This window comes from Kocuria nitroreducens, from assembly GCF_042879195.1.
GTDB classification, from domain to species: domain Bacteria; phylum Actinomycetota; class Actinomycetes; order Actinomycetales; family Micrococcaceae; genus Kocuria; species Kocuria nitroreducens.
The window spans coordinates 31,643-55,402 of record NZ_JBHZTC010000012.1; the positions used below are offsets into that span (position 1 = coordinate 31,643).

Here is a 23,760-nt window from a genome sequence, read left to right on the forward strand (position 1 = left end):
CGCCCCGGTGAGGACCACCGCTCCGTGAGTCACGCCGCCCGGCCCCCGCTCGCCTACCGAAAGGTCCCCGCCCGGCGGCGCCGCAGCAGCCTCCTGGTGCCGACCTCGCCGCAGGAGCTGGGGATGAACTCCTACCGCATCCACCTGCTCGCGAACATCTGTCACGGGCTGGTCGTCATCGCGCTGTTCCTGGAGTCCCTCACCATCGTGGGGGACCAGCTGCGTGCCTTCGAGCGGTGGCACCTGGTGTTCCTGCTGGGGCTCCTGGTCAACGGCGGCGCCATGCTCTTCCAGGGCGCCAGGCGGCAGGTGCGGATGTGGCCCGTGCTCGCGGCCCCGGTGCTCGTGGCGCTCGCCGTCCTGACCCTGCCGCTCGCCTGGACGGGCGCCCCTCTGCCGCAGGACCCGTGGGTGGAGCCGTTCATCCTGCTCGCGGCCGCCGCCACCGTGGTCGCGTGGAGCATCGAGCTGGCCGTGGCGTACCTGGCGTCCGTCACGGTCTTCTACGTCCTGGTCATGGTGCGCACCACGGAGTCGGGGGACGTGATGGGCGTGCTGTTCGACGCCACGAGCCGGATCGCCTTCGGCGTGGTCCTCGTGGTGCTGATCAGCCTGGTCTACAAGGGCGGGCAGAACGCGGACCAGGTCTACGCGGCCGCGATCGCGCAGGAGCTGCAGCTCAACCGCTCCCGCTCGCAGGCCGAGGAGCAGGAGCGGCTCGACCGTCTGATCCACGACAACGTCATGGCCGCGCTGCTCGACGCCGGACGGGCTCCGGGGCCCGTCCAGCGGCGCACCCGGGAACTGGCCCAGCGGGCCCTCGAGGTCCTCGCCTTCGAGGAGCGCCGCGCCGAGGGCAAGGGCACCACCATGGTGCACACCCTGCTGGACGACCTGCTCGAGTCCCTGTCCCCGTGGCGCAACCGGGTGCGCTTCAACAGCATCACCCCCTACATCAGGCCGCCCGGCCAGCCGCGCCCCCTGATTCCCGTGGAGACGGCGCAGGCCCTCGTGCAGGCGGTCACCGAGGCGGTCTCCAACAGCGCCCGCCACTCCGGCACGGAGGTCACCTTCGTGACCATGGACGGCGACGTGTGCCCGCCCACCCCCCTCAATCCCGAGGGCTTCTTCCTGCGCTTCCAGGTCGTGGACCGCGGCCGCGGCTTCCAGGTCCGCAGCGTCGACTCCCGGCGGCTCGGGGTGCGCGTGTCCATCCTGGGCAACGTGCGCCACGTGGGCGGCGCGGTGGACGTCGACAGCGCACCGGGCCGGGGCACCCGCGTGACGATCCTCTGGCCCCGGGACGCGCAGCCATGATCTCCCGCACGATCTTCCACCCCATGAGCCTGGTGGCCGCCGCGGTGTTCTTCCTGATCCCCGTGGTGCTCGGGATCCTGCAGACGCCCAGCATGGACAAGCCGGACCTCATGCAGGCCGCGCTCGCGACCTATGTGATCGCGGTGGCGCTCGTCGTGTACCCGTACGGGCAGCGCCGGCTCCCCGACCTGCCCGCGGTCCTCGGCGTGCTCCTCATGCTGGTGTCGATCCAGCGCTCCTACGACGCGCTGAACCCCCAGGCCGAGCTGTTCGGCGGCCAGTGGTTCACCCTGGGCTTCGACGGATTCCTCGTGGTCCTCGGCATCCGGCGCCGCGCCGGGTGGGGCTGGGCCACGCTCGTCATCGCGGTCGCCATGTCCATGACGTGGGGCGCCCGCTCCGCCCTGGGCCTGTGGGACGCGGCGCTGACGAACGCGGCGGCGGCGGCCCTGCTGCTCGCGAGCCAGCTCATCGCCCGGGAGTACGACCGCGCCTCGGCGGCGTTCGCCGAGGCCAGGGACATGGTGATCTCGGCGCGCACCCACGACGAGGCCGAGCAGGACACGGTCAATGCCTCCGTGCAGCGCGTGCACGAGGTGCGCCGACTCGCGGGCGGGCTCCTCGAGCGGATCGCGCACGACCCCTCGCCGGTCTCCGAGTACGAGATCGGGCAGTTCCGGCTGACCGAGGCGCAGTTGCGGGACTCGATCCGGGGACGCTCGGTCGCCACCCCCTACCTGCTCGAGGTCACGCGGGCGGCGCGGGCCCGGGGCGTGCTCGTGGACATCCTGGACGAACGCGGCAAGCCGCTGCCCACGGCGGTGCTGCGCGCGGCCACCCGCCAGGCCATGGAGGTGCTCAACGCCGCGACCTCGGGGTCGGTCACGATCCGCGCCTTCCCGGAGGGAGAGCCCGCCGCGGTGTTCATCGTCCACGACGGCAACGCCGGGGACGAGGAGCCCGTGGCCATCGAGATCGCCGACGGCACCGGTGAGGTCTCCCGGTTCTGACCGGCTCCGCCGTCCCCTGGTGCGGGGCGCCCGCACTGCACCCAGGGGCCGGCGCCCCGGGCACGGGCGGCACCGTCCACAGGGGGCCGCGCGCGCCCCGGCCCGCCTCCCGGCGTTCCTACCGTGGTCGCATGGACACCGCTTCCGCCGGGCACGACCCGCACCCCGCCCACGACCGCTCTTCCCCCGAGGACGATCGCTCTCCCGGCGCCCGTCCCCGTGGCGACGACCGCTTCCCCGAGACCATCGACCGCTCCCCCGACACCCGCCGCTCCCCCGACGACGCCTTCCGCGCCGTGCTCTGCGGGGACGGCCGGCGCCGCTGCCCCTGGGCTCCCACGGGCCCGGCAGCGCTCGAGGAGCACGACCGGCGCTGGGGCGCACTGCCCACGGAGTCCTCCGGCTGGTTCGAGGCCCTCAGCCTGGAGATCTTCCAGGCAGGCCTGGCCCGCTGGAGCATCGCACAGCGTCGTGAGGGCCTGCGCCGGGCGCTGCGGGACTTCGTCCCCGAGGAGATCGCCCGGATGACGGAGGACGACGTCGACGAGCTGCTCCTGGATCCCGCGGTCATCCGCAACCGGGCCAAGATCGAGGCCGTGGTGCACAACGCCCGCGCCTGCCGCGGGCTCGGGCCCGAGGACTGGGCGGAGCATGTCGGGGACCTCCGACCGGCCGCCGCCGAGCCGCCGCTGACCGTGCTGGAGGAGTCCCGCCGCTCCCCCGAGGGGGAACGCCTGGCCGCCCGGCTCAAGAAAGTGGGGCTCGTGTTCGTGGGGCGCACCACCGCGCACCGGTTCCTGCTCCGCACCGGGGTGCTCCCCGGCCACCTGGCCGGGTGCTTCAGGGCCGGGACTGGAACCGGAGGATCCGGGTGACGGCCTCTTCCACCAGGTCGGGCCCCGCGGCGAAGGAGAGCCGGACCGCGCGGTGGCCGCGCGCGGCGTCGAAGTCCAGACCGGGCACGACCGCGACGGCCTCCGCCTCCAGCAGCCGCCGGCACCACTCCAGGGAGCTGCCGTACCGCTCGAGCTGCTCCCCGAGGTCGGCGTAGAGGTAGAACGCCCCGTCCGCCGGCGCGACCTCTCCCCACCGGAGCGCGGGGAGCGCGTCCAGCAGCAGGCTCCGGGAGCGGGCGAACTGCTCGACGGCCCGGTCCGCCTCGGCGTAGGCGTCCGGGGAGAAGGCCTCCACGGCGGCGTGCTGGGCGGCGGCGGGCGGGCAGAGGCTGAGGTTGCCGGCCAGCGCGTCGACCGCGGCCGCGAGGTCCCGGGGCAGCAGGGCCCAGCCCAGCCGCCACCCGGTCATCCCCCAGTACTTGGAGAAGGAGGAGATCACCACGGCGTCGCGGCCGTGCTCCCACGCGCTGGTGCCCCGGTACGGCCCGCCGTCGCGGGGAGCACTGTCCTCCGGGGCGGTGTGCACGATCCCGTGGTAGATCTCGTCGCTGATCAGGCGCGTCCCGTGCTCGGCGCACCACCGTCCCAGTGCCGCCAGCTCCGCGGGCTCCAGCACGGTGCCGGTCGGGTTCGCCGGACCCGCCACCACCAGGCCCTGCAGCGGTCCGTGCGCGGCGACCGCGGCGTCGAGCATCCCGGGCGTGGGCCGGAAGCGGGTCGCCGCCCCGCAGTCGAGCTCCACCACGTCGGCGCCGAGGGCGGCCAGGGTGTTGCGGTAGGCGGGGTAGCCGGGCCGGCACACCGCCACCCGGTCCCCCACGTCGAACGCCGCCAGGAAGGTGAGCACGAGCGCCCCGGAGGCCCCCGTGGTGATCGCGACGTCCTCGGGACGGACGTCGAGTCCGTACCACCGGGCGTAGTGGCCGGCCACCGCCCGGCGCAACGGCTCGATCCCGAGGGCGGGGGTGTAGCCCAGCCCCTCGTTGCGGGCGTGCACCCGGGCGGCCGCCCGGGCCACGGGGCCCGGGGCACCGTCGGAGGGCTCTCCCGCACAGAGCGAGACGACGTCCCGGCCGACGGCCCGCAGGCGCTCGACGTCGGCGAGGATCTCCATCACCCGGAACGGCGGCACCGCCGAGCGTGCCGAGGGACGGGGAGGCAGGTGCGCGGGCATGCGCCCAGCCTACGGCCGCCCTCGCCCGAGTGGCCGCCGTCACGCCTCGTCATGCGCACTTCGGGGGACAGACTTTTGTCCAGACCTCCGCAATACTGGTCCCAGTCCTGGACGTCAGGAGGTCGCGCTGAGGCGGCCCTCCGGGCGTGGGGGGACAGGTTCCCGGCAGCAGTGCCGGGGGCCGACGGGCAGGTTGCCACCGCAGCCGGCGTCGCACGAGTGATCCATCGTGAATGAGATGTGTGATTGTGTCTGGGGGGATTTCAATCGCGGGTCCACGGAGATGGGACGCCGGGCACGGCGAGCAACCGCCCTGTTCCACGTCGGTGCGGCGCCGGGCCATGGCCCGGCGGGGAGAGCGCGAGACGTGGCGGCACGCGCGTCGACGACGCAGCACACGGCCCCGCACCGATCGGTGCGGGGCCGTTGCCGTGCCGCACCGGCCGGGGCTCAGTCCAGCAGCAGTGCCGGCTCCTCGAGGATCCGGGCGACGTCCGCGGTGAAGCGGGCCGCGAGATCCCCGTCGACCACGCGGTGGTCGAAGGACCCGCCCAGCGTGGTCACCCAGCGGGGCACCACGGCGCCGTCCACGACCCACGGCTTCTGCTTGATGCTCCCGAACGCGACGATCGCCACCTCGCCGGGATTGATGATCGGCGTGCCGGTGTCGAGGCCGAGGGCCCCGATGTTGGTGACGGTCAGGGTGCCGCCCTGCATGTCCGCCGGCTGGGTCCGTCCCGCCCGGGCGGTCTTCGAGAGCTCGTCGAGGGCCACGGCCAGCTCCCGCAGCGAGAGGTCCTGGGCGTCCTTGACGTTCGGGACCATGAGCCCGCGCGGCGTGGCCGCCGCGATGCCCAGGTTGACGAAGTGCTTGACGAGGATCTCCTCGTCCGTCCACGTCGCGTTGACCATCGGATTGCGGGCCGCGGCCCACAGGACGGCCTTCGCGAGCACCAGCAGGGGCGTGATCTTGACGCCCTCGTAGTCCGGGGCGGCCTTGAGCCGCTGGACGAACTCCATGGTGCGCGTGGCGTCGACCTCGACGAAGACCGAGGCGTGCGGGGCGCTGAACGCGCTGCGCACCATGTTCTGCGCCGTGGCCTTCCGCACACCCTTGACGGGGATCCGCTCGATCCGCTCCTCCGGGGCCGCGGGGCGGCGCCGGTCCCCTGCCTCGCCGAGCCGCGCGACGTGGGCCAGCAGGTCGCGCTTGGTGATCTGCCCGGCGGCGCCCGTGGCGGGGACGTCGGCGAGATCGACGCCCAGGTCCCGTGCGGCCTTCCGGACGGGAGGCTTCGCCAGCGCGGGGCGGCGCGGAACGCTCTCGACGGCCGTGGGCCCCTCCCCGCGACCGGGCCGGCGCCAGACGCCGCTGTCCTCGGCCAGCCGGGCGGCGCGCCCGGCGATGCCCTGGGCCGCCGTGCCGATCCCCCCGCCGAGCCCGGTCCCCAATGGGCCCCGGGACAGCTTCTCCGTCCAGCCCGCGGGACGGGCCGCCTCTGCTCCGGCCTCGGGTGCCGGCGGCTCGGCCACCCGGCGGCGCCGGCGCACGGGGTCGGCCTTGGGCCCGGAGCCGACCAGCGGGCGGTCCGCACCGGTGCTGGGCTCCCCGCCCTCGCCCAGCACCCCGGGGACGCCGGAGACCGGGGCGGGTTCCGGCGACTCGCCCGGGGAGACCACGGCGATGATGGGGGTGCCGACCTCGACCGTGCTGCCTTCGGCGGCCAGCAGGTCCAGGACGGTGCCGGCGTACGGGGACGGCAGCTCGACCACGGACTTCGCGGTCTCGATCTCGACGAGCACCTGGTTGACCGTGACGGTCTCCCCCGGTGCGACCCTCCACGCGAGGATCTCCGCCTCGGTCAGGCCCTCGCCGACGTCGGGCAGGTTGAAGATCTGGGGCATGTCAGTACTTCCTCTCTCGCGCGGTTCCCCGACCGGCGGCGGTGCCGCCGGCCCGCGAACCCGGCGACCGGGTCGGCAGGTCAGTAGGCGAAGGACCGGTCCAGGGCCTCGAGGATCCGGTCGAGGTCCGGCACGTACCGGTCCTCGACGGCGGCCACGGGGTACGGCAGGTGGAAGGCGCCCACCCGCAGCACCGGTGCCTCGAGGGAGTAGAACGCCCGCTCGGTCAGGCGGGCCGCGATCTCCCCGCCGAGGCCGCCGAAGGTCGGGGCCTCGTGGGCGACGACGAGGCGGCCGGTCCGGCGCACGGAGTCCTCGAGGGTGTCGAAGTCGATCGGCGACAGCGAGCGCAGGTCGATCACCTCGACGCTGCGCCCGTCCTCCTCCGCGGCCTGCGCCGCGGCCAGCGCGACGGGCACGAGGGGACCCCAGGCGACCACGGTGGCGTCCTCGCCCGGGCGGACGACCTGCGCGGAGAACGGGTCGGCGGTCGGCCGCTCGACGTCCACCGCGCCCTTGAGCCAGTACCGCCGCTTGGGCTCGAAGACGATGACGGGGTCCTCGCACGCGATCGCCTGCTGGGTCATCCAGTAGGCGTCCTGGGCGTTGGACGGCGTGACGATGCGCAGCCCCGCGGTGTGCGCGAACAGCGCCTCGGGAGACTCCGAGTGGTGCTCCACCGAGCCGATGACCCCGCCGTACGGGATGCGGATCGTCACGGGGACGGTGACGTCCCCGTTGGTGCGGTTGCGCATCTTCGCCAGCTGCGTGGTGATCTGGTTGAACGCCGGGAAGGCGAAGCCGTCGAACTGGATCTCGCACACGGGCCGGTAGCCGCGCAGGGCGAGTCCGACGGCGGTGCCCACGATCCCGGCCTCCCCCAGCGGCGTGTCCATCACCCGGTGGGCGCCGAAGTCCGCCATGAGCCCCTCGGTGACGCGGTAGACGCCGCCCAGGGAGCCGATGTCCTCGCCCATGAGCAGCACCCGGGGATTCTCCTCCATGGCCCGGCGCAGGCCCGCGTTGACCGCTTTCGCGATCGTCAGGTCGGGAGCGGTGCTCATGCGAGGTCCTCCTGGGTGCCAGCAGTCCGTGCGTCGGGGACCCCGGTCACGGGGTCGGCGGCCACGGTCAAGCCCGAGGCCTGCGTGCCGCGGTCCGGTCCCGCGGGGCCCGCACCGGGTGCGCTGCCCGGCCCGGCGTCGTCGTCGGTGTCGGTGTCGGTGTCTTCGAAGCCGGCCTGGTAGGCCGCGTACCAGGCGCGCTCCTCCTCCACGAGGGAGTGGGGCTCGGCGTAGGGCCGGTCGAAGAAGTCCTCGAACACGGGCGGGTCCATGGCCAGCACGAGAGCGCGGGCCTGGTCGGCGAACGCCTGGGCATCGGCGGCGACGTCGGCGAAGAAGTCGTCGCCGGTGCCGTGGGCCTCGCGCAGGTGCGCCTCGAGTCGGAGCAGCGGGTCGAGCTCGCTCCAGTGGTGCTCGTCCTCCCGCCGGCGGTACTTGGTGGGGTCGTCCGCGGTGGTGTGGGCACCGAGTCGGTAGGTCTCAGCCTCCACGAGCACGGGGCCCTGGCCGGCGCGGGCCTTCTCGAGCGCGTACCGCGAGGCCGCCAGGACCGCGAGGACGTCGTTGCCGTCCACGCGGATCCCCTCGAAGCCGTACCCCGCGGCGCGCTCGGCCAGGGGCACGCGTGACTGGGTGCTGAACGGCACCGAGATGGCCCACTGGTTGTTCTGCACGAAGAAGACCACCGGGGCGTCGTAGGACGCCGCGAAGACCATGCCCTCGTGGACCTCGCCCTGGGTGGAGGTGCCGTCCCCGAAGTAGACGACCGCGGCCGCCGGCTCCGCCTCCCTGCCCTCCGCCTCGGCCGTCCGCCGGTCCAGGTCGATGCCCATGGCATAGCCCACGGCGTGCGGGACCTGGCAGCCGAGCACGATCGAGTAGACGTTCATGTGGTGCCGGCTCGGCCTCCACCCCCCGGCGCTGTGCCCGCGGAACACGGTGAGCAGCTCGGCGGGCTCGACGCCCCGCTCGATGGCCACGGCGTGCTCGCGGTACGTCGGGAACACGTGGTCGGCCGGGCGCAGCGCGCGGGCGGAGCCCACCTGGGCGGCCTCCTGCCCGCGCATCGGCGCCCACAGCACCAGCTGTCCCTGCCGCTGGAGGTGAGTCGCCTCCTCGTCGAAGCGGCGGGCCAGCGCCATCGAGCGGTACAGCTCGCGCAGCTGCTCGGCGTCGACGTCGCGCACGTACGGGGACAGGACCGGGTCCTCGCTCAGACGGCCGTCCCGGTCGAGGAGCCGCACCAGGCGCGTGCGCACCTCCGGTGTCGGCACGGTGCGGTCCGGCACGGTGCGGTCCGGCACAGGGGCGGCCGGAGACGATGGAGCGGCATCCATGGGCAGGACGTCCTTTCGGGTTGCTCGGGAAGGAGCCGGGCCGGCGCGGCCGCGGGTCAGAGCACGGGCGGGTGGGGGAACTGTGCGCACAGCTCCAGGAACCGGGTGTTGGCCTCCGGCTCCCCGATGGTCACGCGCACGCCCTCGGCGCCGAAACGGCGCACGGACAGTGCGTGGGCGTCGCACAGCTCGGCGAATCCCCCGCTGTGCTCCCCCAGGTTCAGCCACACGAAGTTGGCCTGCGTCTCCGGGTACGGCCAGCCGAGGTCGTCGAGCCCGGCGAGGACCCGATCCCGCTCGTCGACGACCCGCTGGACGCGCTCGGCCACCTGGTCGTAGTGGCGCACGGACGCGATGGCCGCGTGCTGGGCGAGGTCGGTCACGGAGAAGGTGGGGGAGGCCTGGCGCAGGTACTGGGTGATTTCCTGACCGGCCACGGAGTAGCCGATCCGGAGGCCTGCCAGACCGTGCGCCTTGGAGAACGTCCGCAGCACGACGACGTTGGGGTGCTGGCGGTACAGGTCGACGCCGTTGACGAGGTCGTCCCGGCGCTGGAACTCCTGGTACGCCTCGTCGATCACCACGAGGACGTCGCGGGGCACGGCGGCGAGGAACTGCTCGACCTGCGCGGTGGTGAGGCTGGGACCCGTCGGGTTGTTCGGCGTGCACAGCAGCACGACCTTGGTCCTCCCGGTGACGGCGGCGGCCATGGCCTCCAGGTCGTGGGAGCCGTCCCGGCGGTTCGGGACCGGGACGCCCAGTCCACCGGAGAGCCCGATGCTGATCGGGTAGGCCTCGAAGGAGCGCCAGGCGTGCACCACCTCGTCCGGGGTGCCGTCCTCGTCGGCGCCCACGAAGGCGCCCAGCAGCTGGTTGAGTGCGCCGAGGCTGCCGGCGCCGGTGACGATGTCCTCGGCGGGCACGCCGAGGAACTCGCCGAGCACCTCCCGCAGCTCCGCGGAGGTCGGCTCGGGATAGCGGTGCACCGCGTCCCAGTCGGCGAGGACCTCCTTGACGGCGGGCACGGGCCCGAACGGGTTCTCGTTGGAGGACAGCTTGTAGGAGTCGAGCCCCTCCACCACGACCGGAGGCTTGCCGGCCGCGTAGCGGGGAAGTCGGGACAGAGCCGGGCGCGGCCGGACCGCCGGGGTGGTGGCGGTGGCCGGGCCCGAGGCCGGGGCGGTGCCGGCCAGGGTGCGGGTAGCGTCGCTGGTACTCATGGAGGTCATGCTATCCCCGCACCCTCGGGGTTCCCCGGTGGATGACGCCCCTCCGGACGACCCGGCGCTTTTCCGGGCGAAAGCTACAACCGGGTTCCGCGAAAGTTGGCGGCGGACGACAATCCGTCCGCCCGGGAGCGCACGGGCGCCGTGGGAGAATGTGCCCATGCCCAACACCGATCGCATCCTGTCCTCGGGGCGTGCGGCGCTCGCCGCCGCCGTCCCGCCCATCGCGCTCGGGCCCCTCGACGGCCGTTACCAGCCCGTGGTCGCGCCGCTGGTCGACCACCTGTCCGAGGCCGCCCTCAACCGCAACCGCGTGCACGTGGAGGTCGAGTGGTTCGTGCACCTCGCCGAGCGTTCGGTGCTGCCCGGCCTGGCGCCTTTGACCGCGGAGCAGACCGCCGGGCTGCGCCGGATCGTCACGGACTTCGACACCGACTCGGTCGCGGAGCTCGCGGAGATCGAGGCCGTGACGGTCCACGACGTCAAGGCCGTGGAGTACTACATCGGCCGCCGGCTGCCCGCCCTGGGGCTGGAGCACCTCGTCCCCCTCGTGCACTTCGGCTGCACCTCCGAGGACATCAACAACCTGGCCTGGGCCCTGGGCGTCAAGGACGCCACGATCGACGTGTGGCTGCCCGCGGCCCGGGCGCTCGTGGCCGACGTCGCGGCGCTGGCCGAGTCCGCGGCGGGGACCCCCATGCTCTCCCGCACCCACGGCCAGCCCGCCACGCCCACCACCCTGGGCAAGGAGATGGCGGTGGTCGCCCACCGCCTGGGCCGCCAGCTGGCCCGGATCGAGCGCACGGAGTACCTGGGGAAGATCAACGGCGCCACGGGGACCTACGCCGCCCACTACGCCTCCGTCCCGGACGCGGACTGGACGGAGGTCTCGCGCGGATTCGTGGAGGGCCTGGGCCTGTCCTGGAACCCGCTGACCACTCAGATCGAGTCCCACGACTGGCAGGCCGAGCTCTACGCCGACCTCGCCCGGTTCAACCGGATCCTGCACAACTTCTGCACCGACGTCTGGTCCTACATCTCGATCGGCTACTTCCAGCAGATTCCGGTGGAGGGCGCCACCGGCTCCTCCACCATGCCTCACAAGGTCAACCCCATCCGCTTCGAGAACGCCGAGGCGAACCTCGAGCTCTCCAACGCCGTGCTGGACGCCCTGGGCGCCACGCTCGTGACGTCCCGGTGGCAGCGCGACCTCACGGACTCCTCGTCCCAGCGCAACATCGGGGTCGCCTTCGGGCACTCCCTGCTCGCGGTCACCAACGTGAGCAAGGGGCTGGCCCGCCTGGATGTGGCGGAAGCGGTCCTGGCCGCCGATCTCGACACGAACTGGGAGGTCCTCGCGGAGGCGGTCCAGATGGTCATGCGCGCCGAGGCGATCGCCGGTGTCGAGGGCATGGACAACCCGTACGAGCGGCTCAAGGACCTCACCCGCGGCCGCCGGGTGGACGCGGCGCGGCTCCAGGAGTTCGTGGCGGGCCTGGGTCTGTCCCCGGCCGCGGAGCGGCGACTGTCCGGTCTCACCCCGGCCACCTACACGGGCATCGCGGCCGAGCTCGTGCGCTTCCTCTGAGCCCGCGCCCCGCACGACGTCGGAGCGCCCGGGCACGGGGCGCACTCGTGCCCGGGCACCCCGTGCCGCACCGGTCCGTGCCGCACCGGTCCGCGCCGAACGGCACGGATCCGCGCGGATCAGACGGACGGGAGGTCGTGCAGGTTGTTGCAGACGGTGTCCTCCGGGGCGGCCCACAGCCGCTTCTCGCACCCGGCGGACACCACGCGGACCCGCAGCTGCCCCGACGATCCCGGGACGTAGTAGAGGTGGACACCGCTCTCGATGTCCCGGATGATCCGGGTGGTCGACCGCGGGGACCACACCTCGGCGGGATTGCACAGCGCGACGATGTTCCCGAGGGGGTCCGTGCGGACGCCCGTGACGGGTCGCTGGTCGGTCATCGGTAGAACTCCTGAACTCGTGCCCCCGGCCGGCGCCGCCGGCCCGGGGATCGGTCGTGTACCACGGTGTGGGGCTGGGCGCCACCCTCCCCGGGGTCGGGCGCCGGCCACCTGGCTTTTTGTTTGCTTTTGACACGCCCGGGGCGTTCGCTTTTGACTCATGGCCCGTCTCCCGGGATCATCGGTGCCTGAAGCCTCTCTCGCGGCGGACCTGGATCCTGGTCCGCGGGACCGGAGAGGACGGTGCTCGGACCACGGCCTTCGGGGGAAGGCCGGCTCCGGGCGCACCGGGGAACAGTGATCATGACAGTGGGGGATCATGACAATGGATGGGGAACACTCGATCGGGCTGCGGCTTCTCGGCAACGTGGAGGTCGAGCTCGACGGCACCGTGCTGGCCCTGGGCCACCGACAGCAGCGCCTGCTGGCCGCGCTCGCCGTCCTCGGTCCCAAGCCGCGCCGCTTCCTCGGCGAGCTGCTGTGGCCCGACCGGACCGCGGAGCGCGCGATGGGCAGTCTGCGCACCACCGTCTTCAACATCTCGCGCCAGGTGCCCGGGGCCGTCGGGGCCCGGGGCAACAACATCGCCCTTGCGGAGCAGGTCACCGTGGACCTGTACGAGCTGCGCGAGTCGCTGCACCGGGCGGCGTCCACCACGGCGCCCGTGGCAGAGGACCCTTGGTTCCTGTCCCCCGACGGCGCCCAGCTGCTGCCCGGCTGGTACGACGGCTGGGTCATGGCCGAGCAGGACCGGCTCCGGACCCTGTACGTGAACGCCGTGGAGCACCTCGCCCGGCTCTCCCTGGAGAACGGGGACTTCTACCGTGCCCACGTGCTCGCCGACAACGTCCGGGCCCTCGACCCCCTGCGGGAGAGCGCGGTCCGCGTGTCGATCGAGGCGGATCTGGGCCTGGGCAACAACGCTCCGGCCCTGCAGACCTTCCGCAGCTTCTGCAGCACGATGGCCGACGAGCTCGGAGCGCCGCCGTCCCCCCAGATCACCCAGCTGATGGGCCACATGCGCAGCGCCTGACGCGCTGCTCCCGCCCGGAGCGGTCCTGCCCGGAGCGGTCCCGTGGTTGGAGGGACGGTGCCCCCGCGACCCCGGAACGGGTTGCGGGGGCACCGGCTCGGCGTTCATGACCTGGTCATCGTCCCGAGGTCACTGCGGCCGCGGCCGACCGCACCGGGATGCCGCGCCAGGTGGTGTGGGGCAGCAGCTGCTCGCCCTTCATCACCAGCGACAGTGCGTCCACCGAGGCGCCCGCGCCGACCGTCGTGTCGTAGAGCACAATCGAGCGCGCGCCGACGCTCGCGCCGGGCAGGATCTCCACGTGGGACATCTTCATCACGCGGTCCTCGAAGAGGTGCGTCTGCAGCGACACGTCCGTCGAGACGGCGGCGTCGTCACCGATGTGGACGAGGTCGAACTCGGTCAGATAGGTGGTGCCGATGTAGGTCCGCCGCCCGATCTGCGCGCCGAACAGGCGCAGGACCGGACCGATCAGGGGCGTGCCCACGAGGCCGCCGACGAGAGCGGGAACCGCCGCGGACTCGTACACGCCGGTGACGAACTCGCTGCGCCGGACGAAGTTGTCCCACAGCGGCTCGACGCGCTGGCGGTACCTGCCCACGATCGCCCACTTCAGGACGACCACGGCGAGGACCACGGTCAGACCGGTGGCCAGCGCGATCAGCGGCAGCACGGCGACGAAGCCCAGCAGCGTCAGCTCGGGCACCAGGGCCACGGACGCGAGCAGGCCCAGGTAGCCGATCAGCCCGATCAGCGCCGGCGGGACCGTGATGCGCAGCGCCTCGATGATGAGACGGGCTGCCACCTTGCTGCGCGTGGGCCGGAAGGTGAGGCTCTCGTCGTAGTTGCCGCTGTCCTGGCGGCGCGGCAGGAACATGGCCGGTGAGCCCAGCCAGGACGTGCCGTCCGGCACGTCAGCAGGCGGCACCGAGGCGACGCCCACCAGGGAGCCCTCGCCCATCCGGGTGCCCGAGGGCACGAACGCGGCGTTGCCCACGAACGAGCGGTCGCCCACCACGGTGCGCTCCATGTACAGGTGGCCGTGGTGGTAGACGGCGCTGCCCACGCTGGCCATGTCCGCGACGAAGCTCCCCTCGCCGAGGGTGAGGAGATCCGGGTCGATGTGGCCGACCGTGGAGACCTCGGAGCGCGGGCCAACCTTGGCGCCCAGGGCGCGCAGCCAGGGCACGGTGTACATCGTGGCGTACAGGGCGTTCGTGCTCTCCAGGCTGGTGGAGAGCAGCTGATCGGCCATCCACTTGCGCACGCCCAGCCCGCTGCGCACGGGGTGGATGCCGGTGGGCGTGCGGCGCAGGACCATCGCCCGGCCGCCCGCGACCACGGCGCAGACCGTGAGCACGTAGACGATGCCGACCGCCGGGGTGAGAGCGAGCCCCACGGGGACGCCGAACTCCAGGGCCGCGACCCAGATCATCAGGAAGGACGGGAGCACCAGGACGAAGGGCATCAGCTCGAGGACCATCCAGCCCAGGAGCAGCCCGGCCGCGAGCGGAGCGGGCCAGCGGCCGCTGGGCAGCGGGCGCCGCTCCATCCGCTCGAGCAGCTCGTCGTCGCCGTCACCGGGCCGGGCCGGGGAGCCCAGCCAGTGCTCGCCGGCGGGGATCGTCTGGTTGCGGGAGGCCAGCGACTGCTCCGCCAGGCGGGCACCGTCCTCGATCCGGGTACCCGGCTGCAGGAGGGCGTTGGCCCCCACGAACGCGTCGTCGCCGATGTGCACCGGGGCGATGGTCACCCACCCCTCCTCGACCTGGGCGGTCTGTACGGAGGAGTTGTAGCCGATGCTGGCGCGGGAACCGATGGTGACCAGCGAGGGCAGACCGATGGCGGCGGTGCCCACGTGGGCGTCCGGACCGATCCTGGCGCCCAGCAGGCGCAGGTAGACGGCGGCCATCGGGGTGCCGGTCAGGAGGTTGAGCGGCGAGAGGCGGGTCAGCCCGTCGATGCACCACAGCAGGTAGTACTGCCGGCCCCAGAGGGCGTGGTGCCCGGGTCTGACGAGGCGGCCCAGCACGCGCGAGCCGAGGAACGGCAGGAAGAAGCGAGCGAGCACCGAGACCAGGACGCCCACGAGGAGCATGTCCCACATCAGGGAGTAGCTGAACTGCCCCCCGTAGGAGTACAGGACCGCGGCGAGCGGGGAGCCGACGAGCATGGCCGCCAGGACCATGGTCGTCACCTGCGCGAGGCCGCACAGCGCCACGCGCCCGCTGGTGTGGTGCAGCGGCGCGGGGCGGTCGTCCGGAGCGGCCAGGGCGGGGACGGCCGCCGGGGCGGTGTCCAGGTGGCGTGCCAGGTCCCGGACGGTCGGGTAGGTGTAGATGTCCGCGATCGAGATGTCCTGGTCGGGGTGCGCCCGGCGCAGCTCGGACGTGGCGGTCGCGGCGAGCAGCGAGTGCCCGCCGAGCTCCATGAAGAAGTCCGCCTCCGCGGAGAGCTGGTCCTCGGGGATGCGGAAAACCGTTGACCACACCTCCGTGATCCCCCACTCGGTGTCCGTCTCCGGCGGGACCAGGCCCATCGTCGTCACGAAGCGGGGCGTGCTGGGGTCCGGCAGGTTCTTCCGGTCCACCTTGCCGCTGACCATCATCGGCATCGCGGGCAGGATCTCGTAGAAGGACGGCACCATGTACGGGGGCAGCGCCGCGACCACGGAGTCGTGGAGCAGCTCGAAGAGGGCGCGCTCGTCGCGCACCGGGGCGCGCAGGGTGAGGAACGCCGCGACGTCGTCGCCGCCGGAGACGAGCCTCACCGCGGCGTCCGCCACCGCGTCCTCTCGGCGCAGCACGTTCTCGATCTCCTGCAGGTCCGCACGGTGACCGCGGATCTTCACCTCGCTGTCGGCGCGGCCGAGGTACTCGATCTCGCCGTCGGGCAGGAAGCGGCCCAGGTCGCCGGTGCGGTAGATCCGCCCGGCCCGGGGTCCGTCCGGGTGCGGGCGGAAGCGCTCCTCGGTGACGTGCGGCAGGTTGACGTAGCCGCGGGCCACACCCGGGCCGGCGATGCAGATCTCGCCCGGCTCGCCCGCGCCGACCTCGTTCATGTCCTCGTCGAGGATCCGCACTTCGTAGGTGGGCAGGGGCTTGCCGATGGTCACGGGCCGCCCGGGGGCCAGCTCGCCCCACGTCGCCGTCACGGTGCCCTCGGTGGGGCCGTAGGTGTTGAGCATCCGGCGCTCGGGGGTGGACCACCGCTCGACGAGGTCGGCGGGGCACGCCTCACCGCCCACCAGGATGCTGCGGATGCGGGGCAGGTCGTGCTCCAGGGTGGCCAGGACGGTCGGCACGCAGTAGAGCACCGAGATCTCCATGCGCTGCAGGAACTCGGCGAGTCCTTGTCCCAGGCGGGCGTCGTCGGTGGGACCGGCCACCACGGAGGCGCCAACGGCCCAGGTCGGCCAGATCTCCTCGATGGAGAAGTCGAACGCGATGGTCATGCCCTGGTAGACGCGGTCCTCGGCGCGGACGTCGTAGACCTGGGGCACGATCTCGATGAAGTTGCAGATGCTCGAGTGCGCGATCTCGACGCCCTTGGGGCGGCCGGTCGAGCCCGAGGTGTAGATGATGTAGCACGTGGGGTCGCCCTCGTGGCGGAGCGCCGGGCGGTGCGCGGACGCCTCCTGGAGCCGCTCGCCGATCCGGCCGACGTCGACGACGTCGGCGGGCGCGTCCTCGACCACGGCCACGAACTCGGCGGAGGTCAGCATGAGCGACAGGTCCGAGTCCTCGGCGATGAACTGCACGCGGTCCGCGGGCAGGTTCGGGTCGATCGGGACGAAGGTGGCGCCCGTCTTGAGGATCCCCAGGAGGGACGCGTAGAGCATGGTCGAGCGCTGGAGCAGGATCCCGACGCGGTCGCCCGCACCCAGCCCGTAGCCGGCGATCAGGTGGGCCAGGCGGTTGGCGAGCTCGTCGAGCTCCGCGTAGGTGTAGAACCGGCCGTCGGCGTACAGCGCCTGGGCGTCGGGGGTGAGATCGCAGCTGCGCTCGAAGAAGTGGTGCAGCCGGGTGGGCTTGGTCTCCGTGCTCCGGACGCCTCGGGTCGAGGGCTCCGTCCACGGAAGCGCTCCCGTGGGGGCCTCCTTCGCTGCAGCCTCGTCCCACAGCACGCGCTCTGCCGCCGCAGCCTTGTCGCGGCGGTGAGAGCGATGTGGCACTGAGGTCATGTCCAACTCCTTTCGATGCACGGACACCGGTGTTACCGGCAAGTCCGTTCTACGGAGCGGGGTGTTATGGCCTCCTCACGGATCCGTCACGGTGGCGTTATTCTTGCGTTATCGATGCGTTCGTCTCCGGAGTTGCCGGGGGCGATGCCGGCCTCCGATCGGTTTCCAGTGGTGAACATCACAGCTCTCATCTCGCCCATCGAGACGTTTCCGACTGCAATTCCGCGGTTCCCGAACCGGGAGCCGCCGGCCGCGGGACCTCCGTCCGGACACGCCGTTCGCCGGGGTCGGGTGGCAGGCCGGTCGGCCCGTCCACAGCTCCGGGGACAGGCGAATTCCCCGTGTTACCTTTCGTGAACGCTCGCCGGGGTGCGGACGTCCTCCGGGTCCACGAGCAGCTTCCGGGTCTTCCGCTCCGCCGCACCGTGATCTCGGCGTCCTCCAGCAGTCGGCGCAGACGGGTCACCGCGGACGCTCCTCCGGCGACGACCCCCAAGGGCGGCGCTTCTCAGGCGGTCGTGCCAGGGGCGCTTCTCAGGCGGTCGTGCCAGGGGCGCTTCTCAGGCGGTCGTGCCGGCGGCGCCTCTCAGGCCGCCGCGCGGCCCGTCCGCCCCGGCCAGCCCGGTGTCCTGAGCCGGCGGCGGAAGGTGCTTCCGGGCCGTGACCCGGTGAACTCGCCGTCGGCGCCGCACGCCTCGACCCAGCCGGGGGCGTCCTGCCCCAGCACGTGCACGGCGCGGGCGTAGGCCTGGGCCTCCACCGCGCTCTGCGCGGCGACCACGACCCGGTCCCACGGGCTGGTCGCGGCGGCGCCGGTCACCGGGTTGACCAGGACGATCCCGGAGCTCTCCACCACGGCGAGACCCCGCCGTCCCCGCTCGACGAGGGCAGCACGGACGCCGGGCTCCACGCCGCTCCGGGGGCCCGCGGCCGGTGCCGTCGGCGCGGCGCCGACGAGGGCTGCGGCCCCGGCGGGCGGCCCGCCCACGGCGCACGCTCCGCCGACCTCGGCGACCAGCGCGTGGCCGGGGTGCGCCTCCGTGAAGACCTGGACCGTGCGGTCCGCCGCCCACGCGTCGGCGACAGGCGCGAGGTCCAGGACCGTGCCGCGGCCCATGCGCAGCCGCCGGGTGGGCACGTCCAGCTCGAGGCGACCGATGCCGGGCGCCGGGTGCGGGGCGAGCCCGTCCAGGGCCCGCCAGGCCGCCGCGCCGGTGGTGGGGTCGGCGAGCCCGCTCGTGAGGCGGGCGGCGAGCAGGGCGGCAGCGATGATCTCGGCCAGGACGGGTCCCACGACGACGTCGATGTCCTCGTGCTCGGCGAACCGGTTCAGCAGGGACAGCTCCGAGTCGATGCGCCCGGGTGCGACGGCCCGGGCGACCTCGCGGCGCACGCGCTCGGCGAGCCGGAGCGCCTCGGCCTGGAGGTCCGGGGCGGGGGCGAGCACGGCGCCGGCGTCCGGGGCGCGGGGCGGAACGGGGGCGGGCATGACCGTCTCCTGGTGGTGGGGGAGAGGCGAGCATCGATAGTGTGCGGGGGACACGGGCAGGTGCTGACGAGCATACGCGCCGGGTCCCGCCGGGCGGTGACGTGACCGCCCGTTACCCGACCGTCATCGTCGCGCACCGGGACCAGCCCGCGACGGTCTCCGGTGCCGGCGCGCCGGCCGGGACGCCGAGCCGGACCCCGGTCGGCGGACCCGTCGGGACGCCGAGCGGAAGTCCGAGCGGCACTCCGGCCGGCGCACCCGCCCAGCGCAGCACGTCGGCCGGCCGGTTCGTTGTGAGCTGCTGGACGCCGAGCGCGCGGCACAGGTCCACGTCCCGTGCGGTGTCGACCGTCCAGACCCGCAGCACGCGCCCCTCGGCCCGCCACTGCCGCACCAGGTCAGGGCGGGCCCGGACGAAGTCCAGCCCCGGACCCACCAGGTCCACCAGGCCCGCCGAGATCACGGGCAGCGCCGGAGGCACCACGAACCGCATGCCGGCGTGGAGCACCGCCGCGGCCGTGCGGCCCACGCGCAGGCCGTCCCCGACGGTGCGGCGGGTGGTCGTCTCCACCAGCTGGCACACGTGCCGGGCGGGCACCGTCTCCAGGAGGTGCCGGACGGCGTCGGGGTGGAAGCTCATGAGCGAGACCGTGACGTCGTCCAGCCGCCCGGTCTCGGGGTCCCAGCCCTCCCGCATCAGCAGTCCCAGGACCTCCTCCTCGAGCCGATGGCCGAACGGGCTGGGGTGCTTCGTCTCCACGGCCAGGCCCACGGGCCGGCCCGCTCCCCGCAGCAGGTCCAGCAGCTCGGGCAGGGTGAGCAGCTGACGGTCCGGCGCACCGTGGCCCGGCGGGATGCGGACGCCCTTCCAGGAGGTCCAGTCGAGGCGGCGCAGCTCGGCCAGCGTGCGGGCGGAGACGGGGCCGCGGCCGTCGCTCGTGCGGCCCAGCTGGGCGTCGTGGTGCAGGACGAGGTGGCCGTCGCGGCTGAGGTGGACGTCGCACTCCACGCCGTCGGCGCCGTCCAGCAGCGCCTGCACGTAGGCGGCCCGGGTGTGCTCCGGGTAGGCCGCGCTGGCTCCCCGGTGCGCGTAGACGATCGGCCGCACGGCGCTCCCTCGGCTGTCGGGCGGGGCGCGGTCGGCCCCGCTCACGCACCACGCTAGGGAGACGCGGTGAACGCGGGGCCACGCCCGGGCGGACCTGCCGTGAACGACGACGACGCCCCGCGGGGCGCGGGGCGTCGTCGTGCTGCGGATGGTGCGGGAGCGCGGCGCGGGGCCTACTGGTCGCCGGCGATCTCGCCGCGGGCCTCGGCGACCGTGTCGGCCGTCTGGTCCCGCTTGCCCTTCCGGGACTTCCGGTCGTCGAACCGGGGGGCCCGCTCCTCGGGGGCGAGCTCCGCGGGGAACGTCGTGGGCAGCGGCCCGAAGGCCTCGTGGGTCGCGGAGATGACCTGCTTGGACATGGCCAGGTTCGCTCCCCCGCCGACGATCGCGCCCACGCCGAACGGCAGGGCGCGGCCGAACACGGCTCCGGTCTGCTTGAGCAGGAAGCGCTTGACGAACATGTTGCGGATGATCCGGCTGACGTCGAAGGTCTTGGAGTCGTCCTTGCCCAGCATCAGGCCCCAGGACGACATCATGCCCCTGCCCTTGGTGCCGCTGGCCAGGATCTGGTTCATGACCTGGCGGCCGTCCTCGCCGAGCATGAGGGCCATGACCATGGTGCGGGTCTTCTCGGGGTCCTCGGTGTGCACCCCGTGCAGCTCGGCGATCGCCTGGGCGTACAGGGCGGTGGCCTCGAGGTAGCCGATCACCGCGAAGGAGGACAGGCCGAGGGACGCGACGGTGCCGATGCCGGGGACCACGGCGGTGGCGCCGACGGCCCCGCCGCCCATCGTCACGGACCGGACGTAGATCTTCTCGAGCCGCTTGGCGATCTGCTCGGGCGTCTCGTCGGGGTGGTCGGCGCGCTCCTTCCGGACGAAGCCCAGGACCACGGGCCGCTGCACGCGCAGCACGGTGTCGAGGAGCTTGTTCATGGCGGGCTTGGGCTTGCCCTCGTCGTCGAACGCGTTGTTCAGGGGATTCAGGTCCATGGCGTGCTCTCCTTGTGCGGTGCCGGGACGGTGGGTCTCGGCCCACTATATGCACAGCGCACTGACCGGGTCCCGGGATTCGCCGACGGCGGAGGACAGGGTCCGGTCAGCTCCCGGGCAGCCGGGAGACGGAGGGGTCGACCCGCTGGAAGGAGTCCGGGAACTCGGCGCGCAGCCGGACCAGCTCCCGGGCGAACGCGTCCAGGTCCCGGTCCTCCTGGCTCACCGGCTGCCACTGCCGGGCCGGCAGGGCGTGCCCTTCGTCGTCGAGGGCGACCATGACCATGAGGCAGTTGGTCGTCAGCGCGAGCTCACCGGTCGCGGGGTCCCCCGACCAGCAGTTGACGGAGATGTGCAGGCCGCGGGCCGCGGTGTGGATGAGCCGCGCCCGGACCTCCACGAGGTGGCCGATGTGCATGGGCCGGTAGAACCGCACGCCCCCGGCGTAGACGGCGATGACCGGGCGGCCCGCCCACCGGGCCCCGCACACGTACGCGGCCTCGTCGATCCAGCGCATGGCCGTGCCGCCGTGCACCTTCCCGCCCCAGTTGATGTCCGCGGGGGCGGCGAGGAAGCGCAGCACGGTCTCGTCGGCCGTGCCCTCGTCCGTGTACCGCTGCTCGGCCATCAGCGACTCGATGCTGTTGCGCAGCTCGATCCGCTGCTGCGTGATGGCCGACTGCTGCCGTTCGTGCTCCGTCTCGGCCGTCCACTGCGGGACGGGGGTGGGCCGGCCGTCCCCGTCCACGGCCACCATGATGATCAGGCACGTGTCCTTGAGCGTCACCCCGTGCTCGCGGGGGTCCGCGGAGGCCACCTCCACCCGGATGTGCATCGAGGACCGGCCGGTGTGCACGATCTTGGCGGAGACCTCGACCATGTCCCCCACGCACACCGGGCGGTCGAAGTGGATGTTGCCCACGTACGCCGTGACGCAGTACGCCCGGGACCAGCCCACGGCGCATGCGTACGCGGCCTTGTCGATCCACTCGAGGACGCGCCCACCGTCCACGGTGCCGGTGCGCCCCGCGTCGGTCGGGGCGGCGAGGAAGCGGAGAACAGCGGTGTCGCGTGCGGCCATGCCCCCCAGTGTGGCACGGGTCACGGCATCGCCGGCGCCACGGCTCACTCGGCGAGCGGCGCCCACGCGTTGAGCCGGCGGAGCATGTCCGACTTCTTGCGGGTGTGCCCCTCCATCCGCACGAGGATGTCGTCGAGGGCCTCGATCGCGTCCACCACGAACGGACCCTTGTTGAGCATGACGCACTCGGCGCGCTGGCCCATCGCCGCGTCCGTGACCTCGGCCCGGGAGGGCAGGCCCTTCTTGGCCAGGGACTCGAGGACCTGGGTGGCCCAGACGACCGGCACGTGCCCCGCCTCGCACAGCCACAGGATCTCCTCCTGCACCTCGGCCATCCGCTCGAACCCGGCCTCGACCGCCAGGTCCCCGCGGGCGATCATGACGCCCACGTCCTGCCACCGCATGGCCTCCAGGAGCATGGGGGGCAAGGACTCGAAACCACCCACGGTCTCGATCTTGAGGGTGACGTCCAGGGCGGTGCTGCCGATACGCTCGAGCTCCCGCAGCAGGTCGGTCACGTCCTCCCGCGAGCGCACGAAGGACATGTTCACGATGTCGGCGTGCTCGGCCACGAACGGCAGGTGCGAGCGGTCCTCGTCGGTGAGCGCGGAGAGGCGCAGGTCCGTCTCGGGCAGGTTGATGCCCTTTTCGGCCTTGAGCCGGGTGCCGTCGGGGCCGGTCTGGAGCACCTCCAGCGCGATCTCGTCGGGCTCCACGGAGGTGATCCGGCATCGGATCTTCCCGTCGTCGATCCACACGGGCTGCCCGTCCCGGGCGTCCGTGAACACCTCGGGCAGGGAGCAGCCGATCCGGAAGGGGCCCTCGGCTGGGGCCGGGGAGGGCGTGAGGTCCCGGGTCAGCACCACGGTGTCCCCCGCGCGCACGCGCAGGGACTGCTCGACGGCGGGCAGCTCGCCGAGCACGCCCTCCGTTCCGTCCTCGGCCCGCACGGACAGCCCCGTGGCGAAGTACACCGTCTTGGAGCACTCGACGAGCACACCGGGCCCGGTGGCCTCGAGCACCCGCAGCGTCCGGCCGGAGCCGCGCGCGTCCTTGAGCCGCAGCCTCTCCCCCGGGATGCGGGCCGCGGTCCAGGCGGCGCCGGCCACGGGCACGGCCGGGGCGTCGTCGTCGACCGCCGGATCCGCCTCGCCCAGCCAGAGACGGGCCGGGGCGGTCACCCGGCCGCTGCTGTCCCGGGTGGGCTTGATCTTCTCGACCTGCGGTCCCGGCTCGATCGGCCCGGTGCGCAGCTTGGGCCCCGCGAGGTCCATGGCCACGCGGACCTCGCGGCCGAGGGACTGCTCGGCCGCGCGGACGTGGCCGATCATCGCCGCCCACTGCTCGGGGCCGTCGTGGGCGCAGTTGATCCGGGCCACGTCCATCCCGGCACGGACCATGTCCTGGACGAGCCGGGGGTCCTGGGCGGCCTCAGACGGGAAGGTGACCATGATCCGGGTGCTGCGCCCCTCCCGGCCGGGGCCGAGCAGGGCCGCGGTGTTCCGGCGCAGCACCTCCGCACCGGACACACCGGGCTCGTCGGGCTCGTCGAACTCGGGACCAGGGGTCCTGACCCCCTCGTCCGCCCGGCCGGCGAGCACGCGGAGGGTCTCCAGCACGGCGCCCAGGTGGCTCATCACCCCGGCCTCCATCCGTCCCAGGGAGGACACGCCCAGGCCGCTGAGGTCCCGCTGCAGCTCCCGCACGTCCTGGCTGCGCACGGCCACGTAGTCCACGAGGTTCAGTGCGGACCGGCGGTGGCGGGCATTCACGCGCTCGAGCTGCGGCACGGCTGCCCGGCGGGCCCGGAGCACCACCTCGACGAGGTCCGCGACCCGGTCGTGCAGCTGCGCGGCGCACTCCTGCCGTGCGGTCACCGCCATGCCGTCCTCCCTCCCGCCGCCGCGGCCGGGTGCTGCCCGGCCGCGACCGCCGTCGATCTGCTGACTCCCCATGATCCTCCTCGTCCGCCCT

The 23,760-nt window shown here is 73.3% G+C and carries 17 protein-coding genes; 5 read left to right on the forward strand and 12 right to left on the reverse strand.

Going from position 1 to position 23,760, the window contains the following annotated elements; genetic code table 11:
• Positions 1 to 24 precede the first annotated feature (24 nt).
• From ACFYE1_RS09765 to ACFYE1_RS09775, 3 genes are all read left to right on the forward strand, one after another.
• A complete protein-coding gene (locus ACFYE1_RS09765; RefSeq protein WP_387742260.1) occupies positions 25 to 1,317 on the forward strand; it encodes a sensor histidine kinase in 1,293 nt (430 codons plus the stop codon).
• On the forward strand, positions 1,314 to 2,327 hold the full coding sequence (locus tag ACFYE1_RS09770) for a hypothetical protein (protein WP_387742262.1): 1,014 nt from the start codon (positions 1,314 to 1,316) through the stop codon (positions 2,325 to 2,327). The genes ACFYE1_RS09765 and ACFYE1_RS09770 overlap by 4 nt, the downstream gene beginning before the upstream one ends.
• 131 nt (positions 2,328 to 2,458) lie before the next feature.
• Positions 2,459 to 3,202: a DNA-3-methyladenine glycosylase I gene (locus tag ACFYE1_RS09775; protein WP_387742264.1), complete on the forward strand. Its 744-nt coding sequence runs from the start codon at positions 2,459 to 2,461 to the stop codon at positions 3,200 to 3,202.
• Here the strand turns inward: ACFYE1_RS09775 and ACFYE1_RS09780 are convergent.
• The 5 genes from ACFYE1_RS09780 to ACFYE1_RS09800 form a co-directional block, all read right to left on the reverse strand.
• Positions 3,168 to 4,397, reverse strand: a complete 1,230-nt coding sequence (locus ACFYE1_RS09780) for an aminotransferase class I/II-fold pyridoxal phosphate-dependent enzyme (RefSeq protein WP_387742266.1) — start codon at positions 4,395 to 4,397, stop codon at positions 3,168 to 3,170. The two genes, ACFYE1_RS09775 and ACFYE1_RS09780, sit on opposite strands and share 35 nt — an antisense overlap.
• A gap of 450 nt (positions 4,398 to 4,847) precedes the next feature.
• Positions 4,848 to 6,302 carry a dihydrolipoamide acetyltransferase family protein gene (locus ACFYE1_RS09785; RefSeq protein ID WP_387742268.1) on the reverse strand — a complete coding sequence of 485 codons (1,455 nt, stop codon included), beginning with the start codon at positions 6,300 to 6,302 and terminating at the stop codon, positions 4,848 to 4,850.
• 80 nt (positions 6,303 to 6,382) lie between these two features.
• Positions 6,383 to 7,366, reverse strand: a complete 984-nt coding sequence (locus tag ACFYE1_RS09790; RefSeq protein ID WP_387742270.1) for an alpha-ketoacid dehydrogenase subunit beta — start codon at positions 7,364 to 7,366, stop codon at positions 6,383 to 6,385.
• Positions 7,363 to 8,703 (reverse strand): thiamine pyrophosphate-dependent enzyme, encoded by a 1,341-nt coding sequence (locus ACFYE1_RS09795; RefSeq protein ID WP_387742272.1) that lies wholly within the window; start codon positions 8,701 to 8,703, stop codon positions 7,363 to 7,365. Before ACFYE1_RS09795 ends, ACFYE1_RS09790 begins: the two co-directional genes overlap by 4 nt.
• Positions 8,704 to 8,759: 56 nt before the next feature.
• Positions 8,760 to 9,923 (reverse strand): histidinol-phosphate transaminase, encoded by a 1,164-nt coding sequence (locus ACFYE1_RS09800; protein ID WP_387742274.1) that lies wholly within the window; start codon positions 9,921 to 9,923, stop codon positions 8,760 to 8,762.
• A gap of 166 nt (positions 9,924 to 10,089) precedes the next feature.
• Between ACFYE1_RS09800 and purB the strand changes: the two genes are divergently transcribed.
• A complete protein-coding gene (gene purB / locus ACFYE1_RS09805) occupies positions 10,090 to 11,517 on the forward strand; it encodes an adenylosuccinate lyase (protein ID WP_387742276.1) in 1,428 nt (475 codons plus the stop codon).
• A gap of 119 nt (positions 11,518 to 11,636) precedes the next feature.
• Here purB and ACFYE1_RS09810 read toward each other — a convergent pair whose 3' ends face one another.
• Positions 11,637 to 11,900, reverse strand: a complete 264-nt coding sequence (locus ACFYE1_RS09810; protein WP_058873962.1) for a hypothetical protein — start codon at positions 11,898 to 11,900, stop codon at positions 11,637 to 11,639.
• Between the two features lie 325 nt (positions 11,901 to 12,225).
• On the opposite strand from ACFYE1_RS09810, the gene ACFYE1_RS09815 reads away from it, so the two are divergent.
• The gene (locus tag ACFYE1_RS09815; protein ID WP_387742278.1) at positions 12,226 to 12,933 is read left to right on the forward strand and encodes an AfsR/SARP family transcriptional regulator; all 708 of its coding nucleotides are present in this window, start codon (positions 12,226 to 12,228) and stop codon (positions 12,931 to 12,933) included.
• A gap of 115 nt (positions 12,934 to 13,048) precedes the next feature.
• On the opposite strand, the gene ACFYE1_RS09820 is transcribed toward ACFYE1_RS09815, so the two are convergent.
• From ACFYE1_RS09820 to ACFYE1_RS09845, 6 genes are all read right to left on the reverse strand, one after another.
• Complete coding sequence (locus ACFYE1_RS09820; protein WP_387742280.1) at positions 13,049 to 17,116, reverse strand: Pls/PosA family non-ribosomal peptide synthetase; 4,068 nt, start codon at positions 17,114 to 17,116, stop codon at positions 13,049 to 13,051.
• A gap of 586 nt (positions 17,117 to 17,702) precedes the next feature.
• Positions 17,703 to 18,605 (reverse strand): FAD:protein FMN transferase, encoded by a 903-nt coding sequence (locus ACFYE1_RS09825; RefSeq protein WP_387742282.1) that lies wholly within the window; start codon positions 18,603 to 18,605, stop codon positions 17,703 to 17,705.
• 112 nt (positions 18,606 to 18,717) lie between these two features.
• Positions 18,718 to 19,713 carry a glycerophosphodiester phosphodiesterase gene (locus ACFYE1_RS09830; RefSeq protein ID WP_387742284.1) on the reverse strand — a complete coding sequence of 332 codons (996 nt, stop codon included), beginning with the start codon at positions 19,711 to 19,713 and terminating at the stop codon, positions 18,718 to 18,720.
• A 173-nt stretch (positions 19,714 to 19,886) separates the two neighbouring features.
• Entirely contained in the window at positions 19,887 to 20,705 is an 819-nt protein-coding gene (locus tag ACFYE1_RS09835; RefSeq protein ID WP_387742286.1) for a di- and tripeptidase, read from the reverse strand.
• 106 nt (positions 20,706 to 20,811) lie between these two features.
• Positions 20,812 to 21,786, reverse strand: a complete 975-nt coding sequence (locus ACFYE1_RS09840; protein WP_387742288.1) for an acyl-CoA thioesterase — start codon at positions 21,784 to 21,786, stop codon at positions 20,812 to 20,814.
• Positions 21,787 to 21,830: 44 nt separating this feature from the next.
• Positions 21,831 to 23,741 carry a pyruvate kinase gene (locus ACFYE1_RS09845; RefSeq protein ID WP_387742289.1) on the reverse strand — a complete coding sequence of 637 codons (1,911 nt, stop codon included), beginning with the start codon at positions 23,739 to 23,741 and terminating at the stop codon, positions 21,831 to 21,833.
• Positions 23,742 to 23,760: the final 19 nt, after the last annotated feature.

Excerpts from the sequence above, each read along its gene's own strand:
- ACFYE1_RS09770 (WP_387742262.1), top strand. The coding sequence starts at position 1,314 with ATGATCTCCCGCACGATCTTCCACCCCATGAGCCTGGTGGCCGCCGCG.
- ACFYE1_RS09775 (WP_387742264.1), top strand. The coding sequence starts at position 2,459 with ATGGACACCGCTTCCGCCGGGCACGACCCGCACCCCGCCCACGACCGC.
- ACFYE1_RS09780 (WP_387742266.1), bottom strand. The coding sequence starts at position 4,397 with ATGCCCGCGCACCTGCCTCCCCGTCCCTCGGCACGCTCGGCGGTGCCG.
- ACFYE1_RS09785 (WP_387742268.1), bottom strand. The coding sequence starts at position 6,302 with ATGCCCCAGATCTTCAACCTGCCCGACGTCGGCGAGGGCCTGACCGAG.
- ACFYE1_RS09790 (WP_387742270.1), bottom strand. The coding sequence starts at position 7,366 with ATGAGCACCGCTCCCGACCTGACGATCGCGAAAGCGGTCAACGCGGGC.
- ACFYE1_RS09795 (WP_387742272.1), bottom strand. The coding sequence starts at position 8,703 with ATGGATGCCGCTCCATCGTCTCCGGCCGCCCCTGTGCCGGACCGCACC.
- ACFYE1_RS09800 (WP_387742274.1), bottom strand. The coding sequence starts at position 9,923 with ATGAGTACCAGCGACGCTACCCGCACCCTGGCCGGCACCGCCCCGGCC.
- purB (WP_387742276.1), top strand. The coding sequence starts at position 10,090 with ATGCCCAACACCGATCGCATCCTGTCCTCGGGGCGTGCGGCGCTCGCC.
- ACFYE1_RS09810 (WP_058873962.1), bottom strand. The coding sequence starts at position 11,900 with ATGACCGACCAGCGACCCGTCACGGGCGTCCGCACGGACCCCCTCGGG.
- ACFYE1_RS09815 (WP_387742278.1), top strand. The coding sequence starts at position 12,226 with ATGGATGGGGAACACTCGATCGGGCTGCGGCTTCTCGGCAACGTGGAG.
- ACFYE1_RS09820 (WP_387742280.1), bottom strand. The coding sequence starts at position 17,116 with ATGACCTCAGTGCCACATCGCTCTCACCGCCGCGACAAGGCTGCGGCG.
- ACFYE1_RS09825 (WP_387742282.1), bottom strand. The coding sequence starts at position 18,605 with ATGCCCGCCCCCGTTCCGCCCCGCGCCCCGGACGCCGGCGCCGTGCTC.
- ACFYE1_RS09835 (WP_387742286.1), bottom strand. The coding sequence starts at position 20,705 with ATGGACCTGAATCCCCTGAACAACGCGTTCGACGACGAGGGCAAGCCC.
- ACFYE1_RS09840 (WP_387742288.1), bottom strand. The coding sequence starts at position 21,786 with ATGGCCGCACGCGACACCGCTGTTCTCCGCTTCCTCGCCGCCCCGACC.
- ACFYE1_RS09845 (WP_387742289.1), bottom strand. The coding sequence starts at position 23,741 with ATGGGGAGTCAGCAGATCGACGGCGGTCGCGGCCGGGCAGCACCCGGC.